The organism is Brevundimonas sp. (assembly GCF_032017145.1).
Classification (GTDB): domain Bacteria; phylum Pseudomonadota; class Alphaproteobacteria; order Caulobacterales; family Caulobacteraceae; genus Brevundimonas.
The window spans coordinates 51,415-71,122 of record NZ_DALZQC010000003.1 but is presented as its reverse complement, the minus strand read 5'-3'; the positions used below and the strand labels follow the sequence as shown (position 1 = coordinate 71,122).

The following is a 19,708-nucleotide window of genomic DNA, read 5'->3' as shown; positions in this document are numbered from 1 at the left end:
TTGTCCTCGTCGCTTCAATCCGACTCTGGATCAAACACTTTGTCCACACTGCCTACGCTGCGAGCGCTGCGCTTCGGTCCTCGAGAGCGATGTCATCACGAAGGATGTCGGTGACGCGTCGGGTCCCTGCCTCGGCAGATGATACTCCTGTTTCGTCACGCCTGCGCTGGGAGCTGAAGCGGGTGAAGGAGATCGCCCGCCGCTACGTCACCGGGGAAGCGATCGGATTGGGCATGATCCGCAAGGCTCCAAGAGAACCAGAACAGAACGCCAACTGTAAAACCCGGTGTAAAACCCACCACCCTGAGGCGGGGTCACAAGGGCTCAAATGCAGTGAGGGCGGTGGCTGGGGAACTAGGACTCGAACCTAGAATGACGGTACCAAAAACCGTAGTGTTACCATTACACCATTCCCCAGCAGGACCGGCGTTTCCGCAGCGCTCTGTGCGGCGGAGGCGGTCAGATAGGCCAAACCGATTTGGGATGCAACACCCTCTTTCAGGACTATTTTCGGTCTGTGCGAAGAAGGTCGAAATGGGTGCTTGCGGCCTACCGAACCCATGGCTATAAGCCGCGTCCTCACTTCGGGGCGACGCCTAATGGCCCGTCCCCACGGTCGGAGTGTGGCTCAGCCTGGTAGAGCACTGCGTTCGGGACGCAGGGGTCGGAGGTTCGAATCCTCTCACTCCGACCATCTTCTCCTTCGAGATTTCCGACGATCTTGCCCCGCCTAGCGCGGTCAGTCGTCGTTTGCCGCCGTCTCCATCGCCTGACGCGCCACCGCGTTCAGATGCGCGCCGACCGACTCGATGGTCCGCAAGCCCAGCGCCTTTCGACGCGCGGTCAGATCGGGCGAACCGGCGTCGTAATCGGCCATCAGCCGGCGAACGAAATCGCCGCCCTGGACCTCAGCCAACACCCGATCCATCGCCTGTCGCGATTCCGGGCCGATGATGCGCGGGCCTGTCAGATAAGCGCCGTATTCCGCCGTGTTGGAAATCTTGGCGAAGGCGCCCGCGATGCCACGTTCGTACATCAGGTCGGTGACCAGCTTGGTCTCGTAGAAACACTCGAACCACGCCACCTCTGGCGGATAGCCGGCGTCGACCAGCTTCATGAAGGCGGCGTCGATCAGTTCGGCGATTCCGCCGCACAGCACCACCTGTTCGCCGAACAGATCGCTCTCGCATTCTTCGCGCATCGTGGTTTCCAGAATGCCCTTGCGCCCGCACCCCAGCGCCGCCGCATAGGACAGACCCAGGGCGTGGGCGTCGCCTGTCGCGTCCTGCTGCACGCCGAACAGGCAGAAGACCCCCTCCCCGGCCTCGTACAGGTCGCGAATACGCGGCCCTATGCCCTTGGGCGAAGCCAGGATCACGTCCAGATCGCCGCGCGGTTCGACCAGGCCGAATCGCACCGACAGGCCGTGGGCGAACACCAAGGCCGCGCCAGGCCGCACGTTGGGCTCCAGCTCGTCGCGCCACAGATCGCGGTGCGCCTCGTCGGACGTCATTACGGCGATCACATCGGCGCCCGTCGCAGCCTGACCGGCGGTCATCACCTCAAATCCGTCGGCGCGCGCCAGGTCGCGCGTCTTTGAGCCGGCCTTCAGCCCCACCACGATGTCGCTCACGCCCGAATCGCGCAGGTTCAGCGCATGGGTGCGGCCCTGACTGCCATAACCGATCATGGCCACGCGCTTGCCGCGAATGATCGAAAGGTCGCAGTCGCGGTCATGGAAGACGGGCAGAGGATTGGGTATGGTCTGGGTCATGACCGTCTTCATAACCCCTTCCTCCGTCGTCGCCTTCTGGAAAGAGGCCGGACCCGAAAAGTGGTTCGCCAAGGACGATGCGTTCGACACTCTTTTCCGCGAGCGGGGCCGCGACGTCCACTGGGCCGCCGCGCGGCGCGAACTGGACGACTGGATGGCGACGGCCGAGGGCGCCCTGGCGCTGCTGATCCTGCTGGACCAGTATCCGCGGAACAGTTTCCGCGGCACAGCGCACCAGTTCGCCACCGATCCGCTGGCGCTGATGTTCGCCAATCAGGCGGTGGCGCGCGAACTGCATCTGGCCGTCGAACCGGCGTTGCAGAACTTCATCCTGCTGCCGTTCGAACATTCCGAAAGGATCGAGGATCAGGACCGCTACATGGCTTTGATCGCCGGCGACGCGGAGTTGGAGAAGTGGGGTGAACTCCATCGCGACATCATCGTTCGCTTCGGCCGCTTCCCCCACCGAAACGCGGCACTGGGCCGTCAGACGACGCCTGAAGAACAAGCCTTCCTGGACGACGGCGGTTTCGGGGGCTGATTCGCCCACAAGTATCTCCAGCCCCTGGCGTATTGATAAAATTCAAGACGCGACCCTTTAGTTAGGAAGTTCTTAAGTGACTCAGCGCGGTCTTGGCCGAGGTTGGGGACATGATGATGGACGGCAGCGGGCAGTTTGCTACTGGATCGGACTTGAGGTCATCGCCCCTGAACGAGCCCCTATCCGCGCCGGCCGATCACCCTGAGCGTCAGTATCTAAATCTGCTGCACGACATCCTGAACAACGGCGCGAGGCGCGACGACCGCACCGGCACCGGGACTCTGGGCTTGTTCGGTCGCCAGATGCGGTTCGATCTGGCCAAGGGTTTTCCTGTCCTGACGACCAAGAAGCTGCACCTGCGCTCCATCATCGTCGAACTGCTGTGGTTCCTGCGCGGCGAGACCAACATCGCCTATTTGAAGGATAACGGCGTCCGCATCTGGGATGAATGGGCCGACGCCGAAGGGGAGCTGGGGCCGGTTTACGGCAAACAGTGGCGTTCCTGGGCCGCGCCCGACGGCCGGGTCATCGACCAGATCGAGAAACTGGTCCACGGCTTGAAGACCAATCCTAACAGCCGCCGCCACATCGTCACCGCCTGGAACCCGGCGGACGTGGACGACATGGCCCTGCCGCCGTGCCACTGCCTGTTTCAGTTCTTCGTCGCGGACGGCAAACTGAGCTGCCAGCTGTATCAACGCAGCGCCGACGTCTTCCTGGGCGTGCCGTTCAACATCGCCTCCTACGCATTGCTTACGATGATGCTGGCCCAGGTCGTGGGGCTGGAGGCGGGCGACTTCGTCCACACCTTCGGCGATGCGCACCTGTATCTGAACCATCTGGAACAGGCCGAGCTTCAGCTGACACGCGAGCCCCTGCCCCTGCCGGTCATGCGGATCGCGCCCACGACCGACCTGTTCGCCTTCGAGCTAAGCGACTTCACGCTGGAGGGCTATGAGGCCTGGCCGCATATCAAGGCGGCTGTCGCGGTCTGATGAACCTCAAGGACCTGCAGGCCGACGTCCTGCGAATCTCCGACATCTATGCCGCCGAACACGACATCGACCGTGATCGCGACTGGGCGCTGCTGAAACTGCAGGAGGAACTGGGCGAACTGACCGCCGAACATCTTCGCCTGACCGGCCGCGCGCGGGGCAAGCCTGACGCCCTGGCGCTGGGCGACGAGACGGCGGACTTGCTGGGCATGCTGCTGATCTACTGCGCCCGGTCAGGCGTCGATCTGGAGCAGGCCATGCAGCGCAAATGGCTGAAATGGCTGGAGCCTCAGACCGCGCCCTAAACCTCCGGCGCGATCATGATCATCGGCTTCAGGCGCTGAACCAGGTCCTGGTCCGTCGTGATCCGATCCACCACAATGCGGTTCTTCGTCATGCCCATCTGCATCGTGGCGCGGAAGGCAATCACCTCGCCGGGCGCGGCGATGAAGCCTTCCAGCGTCGGCTTGTTCTGCTTGCCGGCCAGACCGCCGAACGCCATCGACAACTGATGGCCGCCGGGCGCGACGGAGACGGCGGTGAAGCGCGGGCTCTTAAGCTGGGCCACGAACCGATCGTCCAGCGACAGGTCCAGCCCCGCCGCCTTGCCCACAAAGCCCTCGCGATAGACGATCAGCAGGGCCTTATCGGCATCAGGTCGGAAATCCAGCGCGGCCTGCTTCTGCTCCGCCGTCGCGGCCCTGCCCCGCTTTGTGCCGACCAGATTGGCCATGATGTAGGCGGTGAACACGCCGAAGACGGCGCCGGCCATGATCGGCAGAAACCCGGAACGCGCCCCCAACGACGAGAAGAAGAAGGCCAAACCGAAGCTGACGGCCAGAGCGACCAGGAAACCGACGACGATGGAGGGGATGTACTTGCTCATGTCTGGGCTCGCGTTCATGGGTGGCCCACCTCAACGCAGCAGTACGGTCAAGGTTCTTGCCCCAGCCCATCATCTCCCTGGTCGTCGCGCGTGGACGCAACGGCGTCATCGGCCGCGACGGCGACCTGCCCTGGCGGCTGCGCAGCGATCTGCAGCGCTTCAAGGCCATCACCGTGGGCAAGCCGTGCCTGATGGGGCGCAAGACCTGGGAGAGCCTGCCGCTGAAACCCCTGCCCGGTCGCCTGAACCTGGTCATGACCCGAGACCAATCCTACGAGGCCGACGGCATGGCCAAGGGCGCCCTGGCTTGCGCCACCCTGGACGAGGCCATCGAGATCGGTCGCGAAACGGCCCAGGACGACGGCGTGGACGAAATCTGCGTCATCGGCGGCACGGCCCTGTTCGATGCCGCCCTGCCCCGCGCCAAACGCCTTTACATCACCGAGGTCGACGCCGCCCCCGAAGGCGACGCCGGCTTTCCCCCATTCGACGAAACGGCGTGGGTCGAGGTATCGTCGGAATCGCATCCGGCGGGCGAGAAGGACGATCACGCCTTCACCTTCCGCATCCTCGAACGTCGCTAGGAGACACCCATGTATGTGACCACGACCAACGACCTGCCCGGCTTTCGCGTGACCCGCCATATCGGCCTGGTGCGCGGCGTGACGGTGCGCTCGCGCAACGCCATCTCGGACGCCATCGGCGGCGTGCAGTCGATGCTGGGCGGGCGCGTAGGCGCCTATGTCAAACTGGCCGAGGCCGGTCGGCAGGAAGCCTATGACGAACTGGTCAAACACGCCGAGGCCCATGGCGCGAACGCCATCCTGGCCGTCCGCTACGACGCCACCGAGATCATGCCCGGCGTGACCGAGGTCCTGGCCTACGGCACAGGGGTCATCGTCGAGCCGGCCTGACCGGCTCGACGACGCTGAACGATCAGGACAGACTCATCAGGGCCGAACGTTCGAAGTTCTGAAGCTCGTCGGTGCGGCCGTCGCGCACCTTGGCCACCCATTGCGGATCGGCCAGCAGGGCGCGGCCCACGGCGACCATATCGAACTCTTCCGCCTCCAGCCGTCGCAGCAGGCCGTCCAGCGACGCCGGCTGCGACGCCTCGCCGCCGAAGGCCGCGATGAACTCCCCGTCCAACCCGACCGAACCCACGGTGATGGTCGGCTTGCCGGTCAGCTTCTTGGCCCAGCCGGCGAAGTTCAGATCGGAACCGTCGAACTCCGGCTCCCAGAACCGGCGTTGCGAACAGTGGAAGACATCGACCCCGGCCTCGGACAGCGGCGACAGCCATTCGGACATCTGATCCGGCGTCTCGGCGATGCGGGCGGCGTAATCCTGCTGTTTCCACTGCGACAGACGCAGGATGACCGGGATGTCCTGGCCCACGCCGTCACGTACGGCCTTGACGACCTCCACCCCGAAACGGGCGCGGTCGGCGATGGTCGCGCCGCCCCAGCGGTCTTCCCGTGCATTCAGCCCGCCCCAGAAGAACTGGTCGATCAGATAGCCGTGGGCGCCGTGGATCTCGACGGCGTCGAAACCCAGATCACGCGCAGCGCGGGCCGAGCGACCGAAGGCGGCGATCACGTCGGCGACGTCCTCTTCGGTCATGGGTTCGAACTTGGCCTTGCCCGGCGCGGTCATGCCCGACGGGCTGTCGACCTTGCCCAGCGGCTCCCACTCCGCGCCCTGACCGCGCGCCGAACCGACGTGCCAGATCTGCGGCGCGATCAGGCCGCCCGCGGCGTGAACTTCTTCCACCACCGTCTTCCATTGCGGCAGGGCCTCGCCATGGAAGACCGGCACATTGACGTCGTTGCGGGCCGCCGGCCGCTCGATCACCGTGCCCTCGGTCACGATCAGTCCAACGCCGCCCTCGGCCCGCCGACGATAGTAGCCGGCGACATCGGACGTCGGCACGCCATTGGGCGAGAAGGACCGCGTCATGGGGGCCATGACGATGCGGTTGGGCAGGGTCAGCCCCTTGACGGTGAAGGGGCGAAACAGGGCGTCGACGCTCATTGGATGTCCTTGGAGAATGGCAGCACCCAAGGTGGCGAATAGGGTTGCCTTTGAAAACCCCTGGCCCGACGGATTCTTTTAAAGGCCGAGCGCAGAGGCTGTCGCCCTGGCAATGGCGTCGAAACGGCTGGCAAGGTCGCCCGAGGTATCCTCCGCCGCCAATGGTCGTCCCGCATCGCCGGCCTGACGCAAGGCGGCGTCCAGCGGCAAGTCGCCGAGGAAGGGAATGGACAGCCGGGCCGCCTCGGCCTCGCCGCCGCCGCGACCGAAGACGTCGCCGCTCATGTTCTCGATCAGGCCCAGGGTCGGCACGCCCACCTTCTGGAACAGGGTGTGCGCCCGTCGCGCGTCGGCCAGGGCCACCTCCTGCGGGGTGGAGACGATCACGGCCCCGTCCAACGGCGTCTTCTGGATGAGGGTCAGTTGGACATCGCCGGTGCCGGGCGGCAGGTCGACGACCAGGACGTCCAGCGGGGCCTCGGCCGTGCCCCATCGCGTCTGGCTCAGCATCTGGGTTATGGCCTGCGACGCCATGGGGCCGCGCCAGATCATGGCGTCGTCCATCCTGGTCAGCAGCCCGACGGACATGGCTTTCAGCCCATGCGCCTGATGCGGGACGATGGCGCCGTCCTCATAGGCCGGCTGACCCGAGACTCCCAGCATGGTCGGCAACGACGGCCCATAGACATCGGCGTCCAGAACGCCGACCGACAGGCCGCGCCGGGACAGGGCGAAGGCCAGATTGACCGCGACCGTCGACTTGCCCACCCCGCCCTTGCCGCTGGCCACCGCCAGGACGCAGCGCACATGGGCGGGACGGTCGGTCGGAACGGGGGCCTTGGGCCGCCCCTGATCGACGGCGGCCTTCGACAGGCCGGCCGTGCGGGGCGCGGGCGACGCCGCCGCCTCGGCCGTCAGGATGACCGACACCCGCGCCATGCCGGGGATGGCCTTCAGCGCGGCCTCGGCGGCGTCGCGGACCGGGGCGTAGGCGGCCGCCTGACTACGATCGACCTCCAGCGCGAAACCCGCGCGGTCCTCGGCCACGACCAGGCCCTGAACCAGGCCGGCGGCGAACAGTCCCTGGCCCGACACGGGGTCGATGACGGCGTCCAGCGCGGCGATGACGGCGGTGCGTTCGACCAAGACGATCTCCCAGAAGGCTTGCAGGCGATAAGGCGCGCGTTCTATCGCCGTCCCAGCCCTGCCGCGAGCCTCGATTTGTCCAAACCGCCATTCGTCACCCTGCTCGCCGGCCCCACCGCTTCGGGCAAATCCGCGCTGGCCCTGAAGATGGCGCGCGAAACCGGCTCGGCGATCGTCAACGCCGACAGCCAGCAACTTTACGCCGACCTGCGTATTCTGACCGCCCGTCCCTCGCCCGAAGAGGAGGCGGTGGCCGACCATCGGCTGTACGGCGTGGTCGATGGGGCCGAGGCCTGGTCGGTCGGCAGATGGAGCCGCGCGGTTCTCGACCTGCTGGCCGAGCTTCGTGATGAAGGCCGTCCGGCCATCCTGGTCGGCGGCACAGGCCTCTACTTCACGGCGCTGACACGCGGTCTGGCCGACATTCCCCCGGTGCCGTCATCGGTGCGCGATACGATCCAGGCCGACTATCTGCAGGACGGCGAGACCGCCTTTCGCCAGCGGCTGGCCGAGATCGATCCGGCCTCCGCGCGCGGCATCGAACAGGGCGACCGCCAACGGCTGGTGCGGGCCATGAGCGTCCATGCCGCCACGGGCCGCACCCTCAGCGCCTGGAAGACGCAGACGCAGCCGCTCCTGACGCCAAGCGACTGGACCGGCCTGGTGATCGAACCCGACCGGGCCCGGCTGTATGACAACTGCGACCGCCGCGTGGACCAGATGATGGACCAGGACGTACTGACGGAGGTCCAGACCTTGATGCAGCGGAACCTCGACCCCGCGCTTCCCGCAATGAAGGCCGTCGGCCTGCGGGAACTGGCTGCGCATCTGTCGGGCGAGACGGACCGTCCGACCGCTGTCGCCGCCCTGAAACAGGCGACCCGCAACTACGCCAAGCGCCAGCTGACGTGGTTCCGAAACCAGACCGCCGACTGGCCGCGCATCTAAGGCCTTTTCGACTACGCGCTTGGAAAGCGTCCGCCGTCGCCCTATATTGAAGCCGTCCGGTTTCGGCCGGACTATGGCGATAAACGCGCTTGTAATAAGCGGACCGGACCCGGGTGCGATTCCCGGCGGCTCCACCAACTTTCTCCCCGCGTTATCGGCGGAGGCGACATGGGGCCGACTAGCATCGACGGACGTGTAAAGAGGATTGCTTTCGCTCGTCCTGGCCCACCGTATCGGGCCATTTTCTAACTGCGAACGATAACTTCGCTGGAGAAGTCGCTCTCGCCGCGTAATGCGGTTCGGGTGATTTCGAACCTTAAGTCCTAGGGGTTCAGATCCTTGGGCGGGGCCTGTCGGGAGCCTGGCAACAGAATCCCGGCGCTTTACCGTAATGACATCTATCGTCCGCGCCCTGGCGCCGCTATCAGTCGCGCTCTGTTGCGAGGTGACGATGAGCGACCAGACCCCTCCGGTCGATGAGATGCAGTATGAGCGACTGGCGCACGAGGCCCTTCGCGGCGTCATGCGCGCGGCGCTGGAACGGGTGCTGTCGGACGGCCTGCCCGGCGCGCATCATTTCTACATCACCTTCAAGACCCGCGCCCCGGGCGTCAGCGTCGCGCCCGACATCCTGGCGAAATACCCCGACGAGATGACCGTGGTGCTGCAGCATCAGTACGAGGACCTGCGCGTCGAGGCGGACAAGTTTTCCGTCAAGCTGCGCTTCGGCGGCATGCCCAAGAGCCTGGTCATCCCCTATTCGGCCGTCACCCGTTTCTACGATCCCAGCGTGCAGTTCCTGCTACAGTTCGAGGAGCCGGAGATCGTCGAGGTTGTCGAGGAGACGCCAGCCCCGTCCCACGACCCGTCGCCCGCTTCTGATGGCCCCAAGGTCGTCTCGCTGGACCAGTTCCGCAAGAAATAGGCGTCAGGGCCGACGCGGATAGGCGCGGATCACGATCCGCTCTCTGTCGCCCTCGTGCCGCTCGACCAGCAGCCGCGCGACCTGGGCGTCGTCGTGGAACAGATAGCCCTTGATCGAATCCAGCAGCGCCTTGGCCAGATTGTCCAGGTCCATCCACGGCGGTTCTCCGACGTGCTCCATGCGGATTTCTACGACATGGTCGCCCCAGGACGGCCGGGCGCCGCGCCACTCCTTGCGCATGAACTCATAGACCAAGGGCTTGTAGTATTTGGCCTGGGTCGTCAGGCCGTCGATCACGATCTCGACGGCATCGCCGTCTTCGCGTGCTCGGACCTTGCCGGTCCCGATCCAATCCGCCTTCGTCTTGCCCTGCATGACCTGCGTGCTACACCGCCGCGCAACCCATCGCCACGCCTGACAGACGAGATTTCCGCCCATGAGCAACGTCCGTATCGAAACCGACACCTTCGGCCCCATCGAGGTCGCCGCCGATCGTTACTGGGGCGCCCAGGCGCAGCGTTCGCTGGGCAATTTCAAGATCGGCTGGGAGAAGCAGCCGCTGCCCGTCGTGCGCGCCCTGGGGATCGTCAAGCGCGCCGCCGCCGAAACGAACCGCGACCTGGGCAAGCTGGATCCGGCCCTGGCCGACGCCATCGTCAAGGCCGCCAACGAAGTGATCGAAGGCAAGCTGAACGACCACTTCCCGCTGGTCGTCTGGCAGACGGGTTCCGGCACCCAGTCGAACATGAACGCCAACGAAGTGATTTCGAACCGCGCCATCGAGATCCTGGGCGGCGAGATGGGTTCCAAGAAGCCGGTCCATCCCAACGACCACGTCAACATGAGCCAGTCGTCCAACGACACCTATCCCACGGCCATGCACGTCGCCTGCGCCGAACAGGTGGTCAACGATCTGCTGCCCGCCCTCAAGCACCTGCACGCCGCGCTGAAGGCCAAGTCGGACGCCTGGGCCAACATCATCAAGATCGGCCGAACCCACACCCAGGACGCCACGCCCCTGACCCTGGGCCAGGAGTTCGGCGGCTACGTCCAGCAGGTCGAGAACGGCATCAAGCGGATCGAACAGACCCTGCCCGCCCTGATGGAACTGGCCCAGGGCGGCACCGCCGTCGGCACCGGCCTGAACGCCCCAATCGGTTTCGCTGAAAAGGTCGCCGCCCAGATCGCCGAGATCACCGGCCTACCCTTCACCACGGCGCCGAACAAGTTCGAGGCCCTGGCCGCCCACGACGCCATGGTCTTCAGCCACGGCGCGATCAACACGGTCGCCGCCTCGCTGTTCAAGATCGCCAACGATATCCGCTTCCTGGGCTCCGGCCCGCGTTCGGGTCTGGGCGAACTGGCCCTGCCGGAAAACGAGCCGGGTTCGTCGATCATGCCGGGCAAGGTCAATCCGACCCAGTGCGAGGCCCTGACCCAGGTCTGCGTCCAGGTGTTCGGCAACAACGCCGCCCTGACCTTCGCCGGATCGCAAGGCCATTTCGAGCTGAACGTCTATAACCCGGTGATGGCCTACAACTTCCTGCAGTCGGTGCGCCTGATCGCCGACGCGGCCATCAGCTTCACCGACAACTGCGTCGTCGGCATCGAGGCGCGCGAGGACAATATCGCGCGCGGCCTGAACAATTCGCTGATGCTGGTCACGGCCCTGAACGGCAAGCTGGGCTATGACATCTGCGCCAAGATCGCCAAGACGGCGCACAAGAACGGCACCACCCTGCGCGAAGAAGCCGTCGGCGGCGGCTATCTGACCGACGCCGAGTTCGACGAGGCCGTCCGTCCGGAGAAGATGATCTCGCCGGGATGAACCTGGACACGGACCAGATAATGAAACGGCCGGTTCTCGCAGGAGAGCCGGCCGTTTTCGTTTCTGATGCGACTAAGACTTGTCCCGGATCGTTCGCCCGACCGGCGCCAACGCCAGCTTGGCCAGTTCCAGATCTTTGAGGGCGAACGGAATGCCGATGATCGAGACGAACTCGGCCACCGCGATCATCAGATGCGACAGGGCGATGTAACAACCGGCGAACACGAACCAGATCACGTTCAGCACGACGCCCATGCAGCCCGCCACCGGGTGCGCTTCCTGCCATACAATCTCGCGGCCGAACGGCCAGAAGGAGTAGCTGGCAATGCGCCACGCCGCGAAAGCCCACGGCAGACCGACCACGGTCAGCGCCAGGATCGCGCCGCCCAGCAACCACAGCAGGCCCGACAGCCATCCCCCGAACACAAACCACAGGATATTCAGGATCAGTCGGATCACGGTCGGCTCCAGCGTGGCGTTTCTGGATGTCGAGCTACAGAAAAAGCCCCGCCATTGACAGCGGGGCCTTCGTCCGGAGCTCTGCTCTTCGCTTAGTGCGGTTTTTCCGACCAGCGCGACTTGGCCTCGTCCTTGGTCAGGGTCAGATGGACGTGTTTGTCATCGACGCGGGAGACCCAGCTGACGGGGATCAAATGGTGTTTGAAGCCCCCGGCCAAATCCATCTTGGCCAGTTCGATCTGATCGCCCAGCACGTGGTCCACGCGACCGACGTGACCGCCGTCCGAACCGACGACTTCCAGATGTTCCTTGATGAGTGAAACGTCGATCATGGTGTCTCCAATACAGGGTTTTTGCTGCCGCTGAGAACGTGAGCCTGCGCCGGGAGTTTCAAACGGCGACGCTTAGGAAGGCGTCTTGTCTCTGGCGGCCGGAACCGTGACGCTGTATGTGACAGGCGTTCATACACACTGGAACTGAGCGAATGCGGCGGATCGGGTTTGGTCTTTTCGGCGTCGTCATGGCTTTGGCGTTGTCCGCTTGCGGCACGCTGGATCGGCCCACGGGTCCGCTCAGGATCGCCGACGGAACCTTGGTCAAGGCCGAGGACCCCCGTATCCGCAGCAACGACCAGGCCCGCTTGCAGGCCTTCACCCAGGAAATCGCGGGCCGTCTCCGCCCGGATCATCCGACGACCATCCTGGCCCTATCTGGCGGCGGGGCGAACGGCGCCTATGGCGCGGGCCTTTTGACAGGCTGGAGCGAGCATGGGGACCGCCCGACCTTCGACGTGGTGACGGGGGTCAGCACCGGCGCCCTCGCCGCCCCCTTCGCCTTCCTGGGTTCGGACTGGGATGACGAACTGCGCCACGCCTACACCAGCGGCGGGGCCAGCAATATTCTGAGCTGGCGCAGCTTCGCCGCCTTCCTGAACCCCAGCCTGTTCTCGTCACAGGTCCTGCGCAATCTGGTCGACGACAATGTCACCCCCGAACTGCTGCAAGCCGTGGCGCGCGAACACGCCAAGGGCCGTCGCCTTCTGGTCGCGACGACCGATCTGGACAGCGAGCAGACCGTCATCTGGGACATGGGCCTGCTGGCCAGCCAGGGCGACGACAATGCGCGCGAGTTGTTCAAGGAGGTGCTGGTCGCCTCGGCCAGCATTCCCGGCGTCTTCCCCCCCGTTCTGATCGCCGGCCTGCAAGGCCATGACAAGGTGGTGCTGGAGATGCATGTGGACGGCGGGGTGAACACGCCGTTCCTGGCCATTCCAGAGGACCTGATGCTGTGGACCCGGCCCCGGGACGAGGGTCGCGTCGGCGCGCTCTACGTCATCATCAACGGCCAGACGGGCCGCAACGACGGCGTCACCCCCGGCCGCCTGTCGGGCATCCTGTCGCGCACCTACGACAGCATGAGCAAGGCGTCTCTCCGCACCCATCTGGCGATCACCACGGCGTTCGCCCAGAGGAACGGCCTGGACATGTCGCTGTCGGCCATCCCCGACAATGTGGAGGCGTCCAGCCTGAAGTTCGATCAGGAAACCATGTCCGCCATGTTCGAACTGGGCCGCCAGCGCGGCCGCGGCCCGGACGCCTGGACCCGTCTGGACGAGAAGCAGGCCGACCAGCCCTTCATTCCCCAGACGCGCGTGGACGAAAGCCAGGTGCCGGCCGTCCTGGCGCCCGAGCCGCCCAGAAAGCCTGACCAGGCCGAAACGCCCAAGACCTGATCATGGGCGAGGTCGTCAACCTGAACCGCGCCCGCAAGTCCCGGGCCAGGGCGAGCCAGAAGGCCGATGCCGCCGCAAACCGGGTCGCCTACGGCCGCACGAAAGCCGAGAAACAGGCCGCCAGCCTGGATCAGGCCCGCGCGTCCCGCCTGCTGGACGGCAACAAGCGCGAAACACCCGACGACGATTAGGCCTTGGGCGCGCGGATCAGCATGACCTGCCCCGCCAGCACCAGGGCCAGACCGATCAGGGCGCTCCAGCCGAAACGCGCGCCTTCGAACATCACCGACACCAGCATGGCGATGGGCGGCGTCAGGGCCGAGATATAGCTGGCCAGGGCGTAGCCCCGCTGGCGGGCGATGGTGAAATACAGGCCGAAGGCGATCACCGACCCGAACAGCGACAGGTGCAGCAGCGACAGCAGATAGGCCGGCGTCGGCTCGATCCGCCACGTCACGCCCGTCGCAAAGCCGTACAGCGCCAGCATCGCCGTGCCGTAGGCCATCGCCCAGGCCGTCGCGGGCAGAACCGGCGCCCCCGCCTGCTGCGACCGCCAGGCGAACCAGTTGCCGAGCGCCGAAGCCATTACCGCCGTCAGGGCGAAGGCCACGCCCAGTCCCGGATTGAGGCCCGCCCCGTTCGTCGCCATCTGTCCATAGGACAGGACGCCGACCCCGATCACCCCGAACACCGCGCCCAGCCAGGCCGCCGGCGCCGCCTTCTGTCCGGCCAGCACCCGAAACAGGATCAGGTTCACGAAGGCCAGGGCCGCGAAAATGACCGCCACGACGGCTGAGGCCACCTGTCCTTCGGCCGCATAGACGAACCCATAGCTGACCGCGAAGACGAAGGCGCCCTGGCCGATGGCCGCCATATGCTGCGGCCGTGTCAGCCCCAGCGGGCGGCGCGTCGCCGCGCAGAAGCCAAACAGCACGACGGCGGCCAGACCGAAGCGCCAGACGATGGAGACGACCGAATCCACCGGCCCCAGTTGCAGGGTGATCGCATACCAGGTCGTGCCCCAGATCAGGGCGCAGGCGGCGATGGCGGCGATGGCGAAGGGTCGGCTCAAGCGCGGTCTCCAGACAGGCGCGCACCGCTTACCACCCTGAAAGCGCGTCCGCCCCTCACGTCTTGCGCCCGAGTGTGACATGCTGGCGCTCAAACAGGAGATCGCCATGCGAAACGCCGCCCTCGTTCTGCCCGCCGCCCTGGTGCTGGCCGCCTGCGCCACGCCGGGCGAAACGCCGCCTCCGATGACGACGGGCACGACTGTCGTCAACGTCACCGCCCTGTATCGCGAACGGATCATGCTGCCGCCCGGCCATGTGCTGACGGTGCGGGTCGAGGACGTCAGCCTGGCCGACGCCCCCGCCCGGGTTCTGGCCGAGACGCGAGAGACCCTGAACGGCGGACCGCCCTACTCCGTCACGTTGGGCTTCCCCACGTCGCAGGTCGACCCGCGTCACACCTATGCCGTGCGCGCCGAAATCCGCGATCCGTCCGGCGCCCTGGTTTTCACGACCGACACCCGCCACGCCGTCCTGACCCATGGCGCGCCGACCTCGGCCGAGATCGTGCTCAAGTCCGCGCGTTGAGCGGCCTGTCCAAACGCTCCGTCGCCCTGGCGGGTCATGCGACGTCGGTGGCGCTGGAGCCCGAGTTCTGGGCCGTGCTGGACCGGATCGCGGCGACGCGCAGCCTCAGCAAGGCCCAACTTCTGGCCGAGGTCGACGCCGGGCGCGGTCGACGTCCGTTGGCCTCGGCCTGCCGCCTGCTGGCGCTGGACTGGGTGGCGGACAACGGGCGCGCGGCCTGATATGACCCGAGTGGAGAAGCGTTCATGAACGACAATCGACTGGTTCCCGCCGCTGTCTTCGGCGGCCTTCTCGCCCTGGGCTTCATCGGCGCTGGCGCCCTGATTGGCCAGGGCGTGATCCATGCCCGCGCCGGCGACCGCACGGTGACGGTGCGCGGCCTGTCTGAGCGCAACGTGAAGGCCGACCTAGCGGTGCTGCCGCTTCGGTTCACCGCCTCGGGCGACGTGCTGTCCGAGGTGCAGGGCAAGATCGACAATGATCTGGGCCTGGTCCGCCGCTTTCTGAGCGGTCAGGGCTATCCCGCGTCCGCCATCGAACTGGGACGGCTGGAGGTCGCCGACACCCGTTCACGCGAATACGCCGCCCAGAACGGCGGCCCGCGCTTCATCCTGGCCCAGACGGTGGTGGTGCGGACCAATGACGTGGCGCGCGTCCAGGCCACGACCCGCGCCCTGAACGACCTGGTTCGCCAGGATGTGGTGTTGCAAGACTTCCAGGGGCCGTCCTACATCTTCACCAAGCTGAACGACGTGCGGCCGCAGATGATCGCCGAGGGCACCGCCGCCGCCCGCACCGGGGCCGAACAGTTCGCCAAGGACAGCGGAACGCCCCTGGGACCCATTCGTCAGGCCACCCAGGGCTCATTCGAGATCCTGCCGCGCGACGGCTCCGGCGACAATGAAGCCGCCTCCATCGACAAGAAGATCCGCGTGGTGACGACGATCACCTACAGTCTGAAATAGCGCTGTCGGCGCAGGCGTCTTGCGTTGTGATCGTCGACGCGGGGCGCTTGGCGGACGGGACGGCCTCGGACGCGGCACTCCCGCCCATTTCGACCAAGACGATCCATACTCCCAGCAAGACGAACATTGCGAGCATGCCCACCGCAAAGGCGATCCAGCCGGAGCGACCCCTCCGTCGTTGGGCGCTCGTCACCTCTCGGTCGATGTTGGTCGCGCGTTGCATCGCAATAAGGAACCGGCGGTCCGAGCAGCAGGTTCCGTGTTTTCATTGCGGCCCCGGCCCTGACATTGCCTTGCGGTCCCCTTATGTTCCGCTCTCGATTCTGCCTGACGCCTCTCTGAAAGACGGATAGTTCTTCGCCCGTGACCGATCTTCCCGCCCCCCGTATTTCCGACCTGGCCCGCGCCCGCGCGCCCGAGGAGGCGCAGGCGCGCGACTATCTGGCCGGTCTGAACCCGGAACAGCGCGAGGCGGTGGAGACGACCGAAGGTCCCGTGCTGGTGCTGGCGGGCGCGGGCACGGGCAAGACGCGGGTGCTGACAACGCGGCTGGCGCACATCCTGGCGACGGGTCGGGCCAAGCCGTGGGAACTGCTGGCCGTCACCTTCACCAACAAGGCTGCGCGCGAAATGCGCGAGCGGATCACCCATCTAATCGGTCCGTCGGCCGAGGGGCTGCGCTGGCTGGGCACCTTCCACTCCATCGCCGCCCAGATCCTGCGTCGCCACGCCGAGTTGGTGGGGCTGAAATCCACCTTCACCATCCTGGACACGGACGATCAGGAGCGGGTGCTGAAACAACTGCTGGAAGCGGCCAATATCGACACCAAGCGCTGGACGCCTAAATCGCTGTCGGGCCTGATCGACCACTGGAAGAACCGCGGCTGGACGCCCGAGAAACTGCCGCCCGGCGAGGATTTCGCCAAAGGCAAGGGCCAGGGCCTGTACGCCGCCTATCAGGCGCGCCTTCGCAGCTTGAACGCCTGCGACTTCGGCGATCTGCTGCTGCACAACATCACCATCCTGTCGCAGCATGCTGATCTCGCCGAGGAGTATCGCCGGCGCTTCCGCTACATCCTGGTCGACGAGTATCAGGACACCAATGTCGCCCAGTATCTGTGGCTGCGGCTGCTGACGGCCTCGACCGGCAATGTCTGCTGCGTGGGCGACGACGATCAGTCGATCTATGGCTGGCGTGGGGCCGAGGTGGACAACATCCTGCGGTTCGAGCGCGATTTCCCCGGCGCCAAGATCGTCAAGCTGGAGCGCAACTATCGCTCGACCAGCCACATTCTCGGCGCGGCCTCGGGCCTGATCGCCGCCAACCGCGACCGCCTGGGCAAGACCCTGTGGACCGAGGACGACGGCGGCGACAAGGTGCGGGTGCGCGGCGTCTGGGACGGCGAGGCCGAGGCCCGGCTGATCGGCGACGAGATCGAGACCGCGCGCCGTCCGCACGCCGGCGAGCCCGGTCTGAAATACAAGGACATGGCCATTCTGGTCCGCGCCTCTTTCCAGATGCGGGCGTTCGAGGAGCGGCTGGTCATGCTGGCCATCCCCTATACCGTCATCGGCGGGCCGCGCTTCTTCGAGCGCGCGGAAATCCGCGACGCCCACGCCTATCTGCGCCTGATCCTGTCCGAGGACGACGACCTGGCGTTCGAGCGGATCGTCAATGTGCCCAAACGCGGCATCGGCGACACCTCGGTGCAAAAGATCCTGCAGATCGCCCGCGAACACGGCCTGTCGGCCCTGACGGCCGTGCGCGGCCTGATCAACACCGACGAGCTTCAGGCCCGCACCCGCACCGCCCTGTCCAACTTCGTGCGCGACATCGACCGCTGGCGCGTGCTGTCCGAGACCACGCCCCACTGGCAGGTCATGGAGACGGTGCTGGAGGAGAGCGGCTATACCGACATGCAGAAGGCCGACCGCACCAGCGGCCAGACGCGACTGGAGAACCTGAAGGAACTGGTGCAGTCGATGCAGCAGTTCGAGACGCTGCAAGCCTATCTGGAGCACGTCTCCCTGGTCATGGACCTGGATCGCGGCGCGGGCGACGATCCCAATGGCGACGGGGCGGTCCAGATCATGACCCTGCACGGCGCCAAGGGGCTGGAGTTCCCGCTGGTCTTCCTGCCCGGCTGGGAGGAAGGCGTCTTCCCCAGCCAGCGCAGCATCGACGAAAAGGGCGAAAAGGGCCTGGAGGAGGAACGCCGCCTGGCCTACGTCGGCGTGACCCGCGCCAAGCGGGACGCGCGGATTTCGTTCGCCGCCAACCGGCTGGTCTATGGTCGCTGGACATCGCAACTGCCCAGCCGCTTCGTCGATGAACTGCCCATCGCCCACGTCGATCCGCAATCCGACACCGGCTACTACGGCGCCTCGACCGGCATGAAAGAGGCCAAGAGCCGCTGGGACGACGCGCCCTCCTTCGGCAGCGGCTATTCCTCGCCCGGCTGGAAACGCGCCCAAAGCTTCACCGCCGCCCAGACGCCCGCCAGAATCCCGGCCCGAAAGGCCGTCATCGAGGGCGATGGCCGGTTGGTGGCCACAGCCGCCAAAACCAACTCGAAATGGACCAGGGGCGAGCGCGTCTTCCACCAGAAGTTCGGCTACGGGAACGTCCGCATCATCGAGGGCAACAAGCTGCTGGTCGACTTCGAAAAGGCCGGTGAGAAGCGTGTGATCGACAGTTTCGTGGAAAAGGCCGACTGACCTTTCAGGTCACGCGCGAGCGCAGGCTCTCCCATACGCCGACCGCCATCAGGACCGCCGTGGAGGCCAGGCTGAGGATCAGCGGCGTCGTCCAGGGCGCGACCAGCCACCCCGCCGCCAGGATGACGCAGCACGCCAACCGCCCCCAGGCGATCCTTCGCCAAATCGCCCATATGGCGACCGCCGTGCCGATCAGGAACAGGATCGGCCCGCCCAGCAGGGTCAGGGCCGCCGCCGTCGAGACATGGCCGTCGGGATGGGCCAGGGCCAGTTCGTCGCTGACCGCCACCACCATGATCCCGGCGATGACCAGGATCGGCGAATAGGTATAGGCGCGGCGCGCCAGTCGTCCCGGGTCGGCGGCGTGCATGATGGCGTGCGACGCCGATTCATGCGCCTGGCTGAAGAACAGTCGCCACATGGCGACGGTGGACAGGACCGCCGAAACGAAGGCGGCCCAGACCGCGCCCGAGGACCAGTCCAGCCCAGCGAAGGTCGCGCCCGAGATCAGCAGGGTCTCGCCCAGGCAGATGATGACGAACAGCCCGACCCGCTCGGCCATATGACCACCTTCGATCGTCCAGTCGTCGGTGTGCGACCGCCCCAGGCCGGGCACGAAGAAATAGAGCGCCGGCGATGCATATTCGACCGCCAGGGCCGCCAGCCAGAACCAAAGCCTCTGCTCGGGCTCTGCCAGACCGCCGGCGATCCACAGAGCGCCAGAAGCCAGCAACCAGACCAGGATACGCAGAAAATTCCGCCTCAGGCTGACATCGCCCCTCACCGCCCACAGCATGAAGGCTGTGCGCCCGACCTGGATGCCGACAAAGGCCAGGGCGAAAGCCAGGCCCTGCGCCTCAAAGGCATGCGGCAGGGCGGCCGACATGATCAGGCCGATCCCCATTAAAACGAACAGCGCCACCTGCACCGGTCCTCTCTCGGGGTCCAGCCAGTTCGTCACCCATGAGGTGAAGATCCACGCCCACCAGACAGCAGCCAGAAGCATGGCGGCCTGCAGGGCGCCCAACGGGTTCAGATGGGCCAGCAGATTGTGGCTGACCTGGGTGATGGCGAAGACAAAGACCAGGTCGAAGAACAGTTCGACGAAGCCAACCCGAGCGTGCTCGCCCTCGACCCGTTCCCGCAACAGCGACGTCAT

General features: G+C 66.0%; 23 protein-coding genes, 2 tRNA genes and 1 other RNA gene. 16 read left to right on the top strand and 10 right to left on the bottom strand.

What is annotated here, in order from left to right; genetic code table 11:
* Window positions 1-343: 343 nt before the first annotated feature.
* Window positions 344-417 (bottom strand) — tRNA-Gln (locus tag RTU05_RS01220).
* Between the two features lie 200 nt (window positions 418-617).
* Between RTU05_RS01220 and RTU05_RS01215 the strand changes: the two genes are divergently transcribed.
* Window positions 618-694, top strand: a tRNA-Pro gene (locus tag RTU05_RS01215).
* Window positions 695-739: 45 nt separating this feature from the next.
* Here the strand turns inward: RTU05_RS01215 and ilvC are convergent.
* On the bottom strand, window positions 740-1,774 hold the full coding sequence (gene ilvC / locus RTU05_RS01210; RefSeq protein WP_312595019.1) for a ketol-acid reductoisomerase: 1,035 nt from the start codon (window positions 1,772-1,774) through the stop codon (window positions 740-742).
* On the opposite strand from ilvC, the gene RTU05_RS01205 reads away from it, so the two are divergent.
* From RTU05_RS01205 to RTU05_RS01195, 3 genes are all read left to right on the top strand, one after another.
* Window positions 1,773-2,315: a DUF924 family protein gene (locus RTU05_RS01205; protein ID WP_312595018.1), complete on the top strand. Its 543-nt coding sequence runs from the start codon at window positions 1,773-1,775 to the stop codon at window positions 2,313-2,315. The two genes, ilvC and RTU05_RS01205, sit on opposite strands and share 2 nt — an antisense overlap.
* A gap of 167 nt (window positions 2,316-2,482) precedes the next feature.
* Window positions 2,483-3,310, top strand: a complete 828-nt coding sequence (locus tag RTU05_RS01200) for a thymidylate synthase (RefSeq protein ID WP_312595029.1) — start codon at window positions 2,483-2,485, stop codon at window positions 3,308-3,310.
* The gene (locus tag RTU05_RS01195; protein WP_312595016.1) at window positions 3,310-3,615 is read left to right on the top strand and encodes a phosphoribosyl-ATP pyrophosphohydrolase; all 306 of its coding nucleotides are present in this window, start codon (window positions 3,310-3,312) and stop codon (window positions 3,613-3,615) included. Before RTU05_RS01200 ends, RTU05_RS01195 begins: the two co-directional genes overlap by 1 nt.
* Here RTU05_RS01195 and RTU05_RS01190 read toward each other — a convergent pair.
* Window positions 3,612-4,196 carry a hypothetical protein gene (locus tag RTU05_RS01190; protein ID WP_312595014.1) on the bottom strand — a complete coding sequence of 195 codons (585 nt, stop codon included), beginning with the start codon at window positions 4,194-4,196 and terminating at the stop codon, window positions 3,612-3,614. The genes RTU05_RS01195 and RTU05_RS01190 overlap by 4 nt on opposite strands.
* 56 nt (window positions 4,197-4,252) lie before the next feature.
* Here RTU05_RS01190 and RTU05_RS01185 point away from each other — a divergent pair, with 56 nt between their 5' ends.
* Window positions 4,253-4,780 (top strand): dihydrofolate reductase, encoded by a 528-nt coding sequence (locus RTU05_RS01185; protein WP_312595012.1) that lies wholly within the window; start codon window positions 4,253-4,255, stop codon window positions 4,778-4,780.
* A gap of 9 nt (window positions 4,781-4,789) precedes the next feature.
* Window positions 4,790-5,110, top strand: a complete 321-nt coding sequence (locus RTU05_RS01180; RefSeq protein WP_292024292.1) for a YbjQ family protein — start codon at window positions 4,790-4,792, stop codon at window positions 5,108-5,110.
* 22 nt (window positions 5,111-5,132) lie between these two features.
* On the opposite strand, the gene RTU05_RS01175 is transcribed toward RTU05_RS01180, so the two are convergent.
* Both RTU05_RS01175 and RTU05_RS01170 read right to left on the bottom strand, forming a co-directional pair.
* Window positions 5,133-6,230 carry an NADH:flavin oxidoreductase gene (locus RTU05_RS01175; protein ID WP_312595010.1) on the bottom strand — a complete coding sequence of 366 codons (1,098 nt, stop codon included), beginning with the start codon at window positions 6,228-6,230 and terminating at the stop codon, window positions 5,133-5,135.
* A 78-nt stretch (window positions 6,231-6,308) separates the two neighbouring features.
* Window positions 6,309-7,376 (bottom strand): Mrp/NBP35 family ATP-binding protein, encoded by a 1,068-nt coding sequence (locus tag RTU05_RS01170; RefSeq protein ID WP_312595008.1) that lies wholly within the window; start codon window positions 7,374-7,376, stop codon window positions 6,309-6,311.
* A gap of 75 nt (window positions 7,377-7,451) precedes the next feature.
* Here RTU05_RS01170 and miaA point away from each other — a divergent pair, with 75 nt between their 5' ends.
* From miaA to RTU05_RS01155, 3 genes are all read left to right on the top strand, one after another.
* Entirely contained in the window at window positions 7,452-8,324 is an 873-nt protein-coding gene (gene miaA, locus RTU05_RS01165) for a tRNA (adenosine(37)-N6)-dimethylallyltransferase MiaA (RefSeq protein WP_312595006.1), read from the top strand.
* 15 nt (window positions 8,325-8,339) lie between these two features.
* Window positions 8,340-8,707, top strand: a transfer-messenger RNA (tmRNA) gene (ssrA, locus tag RTU05_RS01160).
* A gap of 68 nt (window positions 8,708-8,775) precedes the next feature.
* Window positions 8,776-9,249, top strand: coding sequence for a ClpXP protease specificity-enhancing factor SspB (locus tag RTU05_RS01155; RefSeq protein ID WP_312595004.1), 474 nt, complete (start codon window positions 8,776-8,778; stop codon window positions 9,247-9,249).
* A gap of 3 nt (window positions 9,250-9,252) precedes the next feature.
* On the opposite strand, the gene RTU05_RS01150 is transcribed toward RTU05_RS01155, so the two are convergent.
* Complete coding sequence (locus RTU05_RS01150) at window positions 9,253-9,624, bottom strand: RusA family crossover junction endodeoxyribonuclease (RefSeq protein ID WP_312595002.1); 372 nt, start codon at window positions 9,622-9,624, stop codon at window positions 9,253-9,255.
* Window positions 9,625-9,685: 61 nt separating this feature from the next.
* On the opposite strand from RTU05_RS01150, the gene fumC reads away from it, so the two are divergent.
* A complete protein-coding gene (fumC, locus tag RTU05_RS01145; RefSeq protein WP_312595001.1) occupies window positions 9,686-11,077 on the top strand; it encodes a class II fumarate hydratase in 1,392 nt (463 codons plus the stop codon).
* Between the two features lie 72 nt (window positions 11,078-11,149).
* On the opposite strand, the gene RTU05_RS01140 is transcribed toward fumC, so the two are convergent.
* The gene (locus RTU05_RS01140; protein ID WP_312594999.1) at window positions 11,150-11,536 is read right to left on the bottom strand and encodes a YccF domain-containing protein; all 387 of its coding nucleotides are present in this window, start codon (window positions 11,534-11,536) and stop codon (window positions 11,150-11,152) included.
* Between the two features lie 92 nt (window positions 11,537-11,628).
* Window positions 11,629-11,868: a DUF2171 domain-containing protein gene (locus RTU05_RS01135; protein ID WP_312594998.1), complete on the bottom strand. Its 240-nt coding sequence runs from the start codon at window positions 11,866-11,868 to the stop codon at window positions 11,629-11,631.
* 188 nt (window positions 11,869-12,056) lie between these two features.
* On the opposite strand from RTU05_RS01135, the gene RTU05_RS01130 reads away from it, so the two are divergent.
* Window positions 12,057-13,268 (top strand): patatin-like phospholipase family protein, encoded by a 1,212-nt coding sequence (locus RTU05_RS01130; protein WP_312594996.1) that lies wholly within the window; start codon window positions 12,057-12,059, stop codon window positions 13,266-13,268.
* Window positions 13,269-13,270: 2 nt separating this feature from the next.
* Window positions 13,271-13,459, top strand: a complete 189-nt coding sequence (locus RTU05_RS01125) for a DUF4169 family protein (protein ID WP_312594994.1) — start codon at window positions 13,271-13,273, stop codon at window positions 13,457-13,459.
* Here RTU05_RS01125 and RTU05_RS01120 read toward each other — a convergent pair.
* Complete coding sequence (locus RTU05_RS01120; protein WP_312594992.1) at window positions 13,456-14,340, bottom strand: EamA family transporter; 885 nt, start codon at window positions 14,338-14,340, stop codon at window positions 13,456-13,458. The genes RTU05_RS01125 and RTU05_RS01120 overlap by 4 nt on opposite strands.
* A 79-nt stretch (window positions 14,341-14,419) precedes the next feature.
* Between RTU05_RS01120 and RTU05_RS01115 the strand changes: the two genes are divergently transcribed.
* The 4 genes from RTU05_RS01115 (at window position 14,420) to RTU05_RS01100 (ending at window position 18,549) form a co-directional block, all read left to right on the top strand.
* Window positions 14,420-14,866: a YbaY family lipoprotein gene (locus RTU05_RS01115; RefSeq protein WP_312594990.1), complete on the top strand. Its 447-nt coding sequence runs from the start codon at window positions 14,420-14,422 to the stop codon at window positions 14,864-14,866.
* A complete protein-coding gene (locus tag RTU05_RS01110) occupies window positions 14,863-15,087 on the top strand; it encodes a ribbon-helix-helix domain-containing protein (RefSeq protein ID WP_312594988.1) in 225 nt (74 codons plus the stop codon). Before RTU05_RS01115 ends, RTU05_RS01110 begins: the two co-directional genes overlap by 4 nt.
* Before the next feature lie 24 nt (window positions 15,088-15,111).
* A complete protein-coding gene (locus RTU05_RS01105; RefSeq protein WP_312594986.1) occupies window positions 15,112-15,831 on the top strand; it encodes an SIMPL domain-containing protein in 720 nt (239 codons plus the stop codon).
* Window positions 15,832-16,194: 363 nt separating this feature from the next.
* A complete protein-coding gene (locus RTU05_RS01100; protein WP_312594985.1) occupies window positions 16,195-18,549 on the top strand; it encodes a UvrD-helicase domain-containing protein in 2,355 nt (784 codons plus the stop codon).
* Between the two features lie 4 nt (window positions 18,550-18,553).
* Here the strand turns inward: RTU05_RS01100 and RTU05_RS01095 are convergent, their stop codons facing one another.
* Window positions 18,554-19,708: a low temperature requirement protein A gene (locus RTU05_RS01095; RefSeq protein ID WP_312594983.1), complete on the bottom strand. Its 1,155-nt coding sequence runs from the start codon at window positions 19,706-19,708 to the stop codon at window positions 18,554-18,556.

Coding starts and splice junctions, on each gene's coding strand:
- RTU05_RS01150 (WP_312595002.1), bottom strand. CDS start 9,624: ATGCAGGGCAAGACGAAGGCGGATTGGATCGGGACCGGCAAGGTCCGA.
- RTU05_RS01130 (WP_312594996.1), top strand. CDS start 12,057: ATGGCTTTGGCGTTGTCCGCTTGCGGCACGCTGGATCGGCCCACGGGT.
- fumC (WP_312595001.1), top strand. CDS start 9,686: ATGAGCAACGTCCGTATCGAAACCGACACCTTCGGCCCCATCGAGGTC.
- RTU05_RS01125 (WP_312594994.1), top strand. CDS start 13,271: ATGGGCGAGGTCGTCAACCTGAACCGCGCCCGCAAGTCCCGGGCCAGG.
- RTU05_RS01195 (WP_312595016.1), top strand. CDS start 3,310: ATGAACCTCAAGGACCTGCAGGCCGACGTCCTGCGAATCTCCGACATC.
- RTU05_RS01105 (WP_312594986.1), top strand. CDS start 15,112: ATGAACGACAATCGACTGGTTCCCGCCGCTGTCTTCGGCGGCCTTCTC.
- RTU05_RS01095 (WP_312594983.1), bottom strand. CDS start 19,708: ATGACGTCGCTGTTGCGGGAACGGGTCGAGGGCGAGCACGCTCGGGTT.
- ilvC (WP_312595019.1), bottom strand. CDS start 1,774: ATGACCCAGACCATACCCAATCCTCTGCCCGTCTTCCATGACCGCGAC.
- RTU05_RS01175 (WP_312595010.1), bottom strand. CDS start 6,230: ATGAGCGTCGACGCCCTGTTTCGCCCCTTCACCGTCAAGGGGCTGACC.
- RTU05_RS01205 (WP_312595018.1), top strand. CDS start 1,773: ATGACCGTCTTCATAACCCCTTCCTCCGTCGTCGCCTTCTGGAAAGAG.
- RTU05_RS01180 (WP_292024292.1), top strand. CDS start 4,790: ATGTATGTGACCACGACCAACGACCTGCCCGGCTTTCGCGTGACCCGC.
- RTU05_RS01115 (WP_312594990.1), top strand. CDS start 14,420: ATGCTGGCGCTCAAACAGGAGATCGCCATGCGAAACGCCGCCCTCGTT.
- RTU05_RS01155 (WP_312595004.1), top strand. CDS start 8,776: ATGAGCGACCAGACCCCTCCGGTCGATGAGATGCAGTATGAGCGACTG.
- RTU05_RS01190 (WP_312595014.1), bottom strand. CDS start 4,196: ATGAGCAAGTACATCCCCTCCATCGTCGTCGGTTTCCTGGTCGCTCTG.
- RTU05_RS01135 (WP_312594998.1), bottom strand. CDS start 11,868: ATGATCGACGTTTCACTCATCAAGGAACATCTGGAAGTCGTCGGTTCG.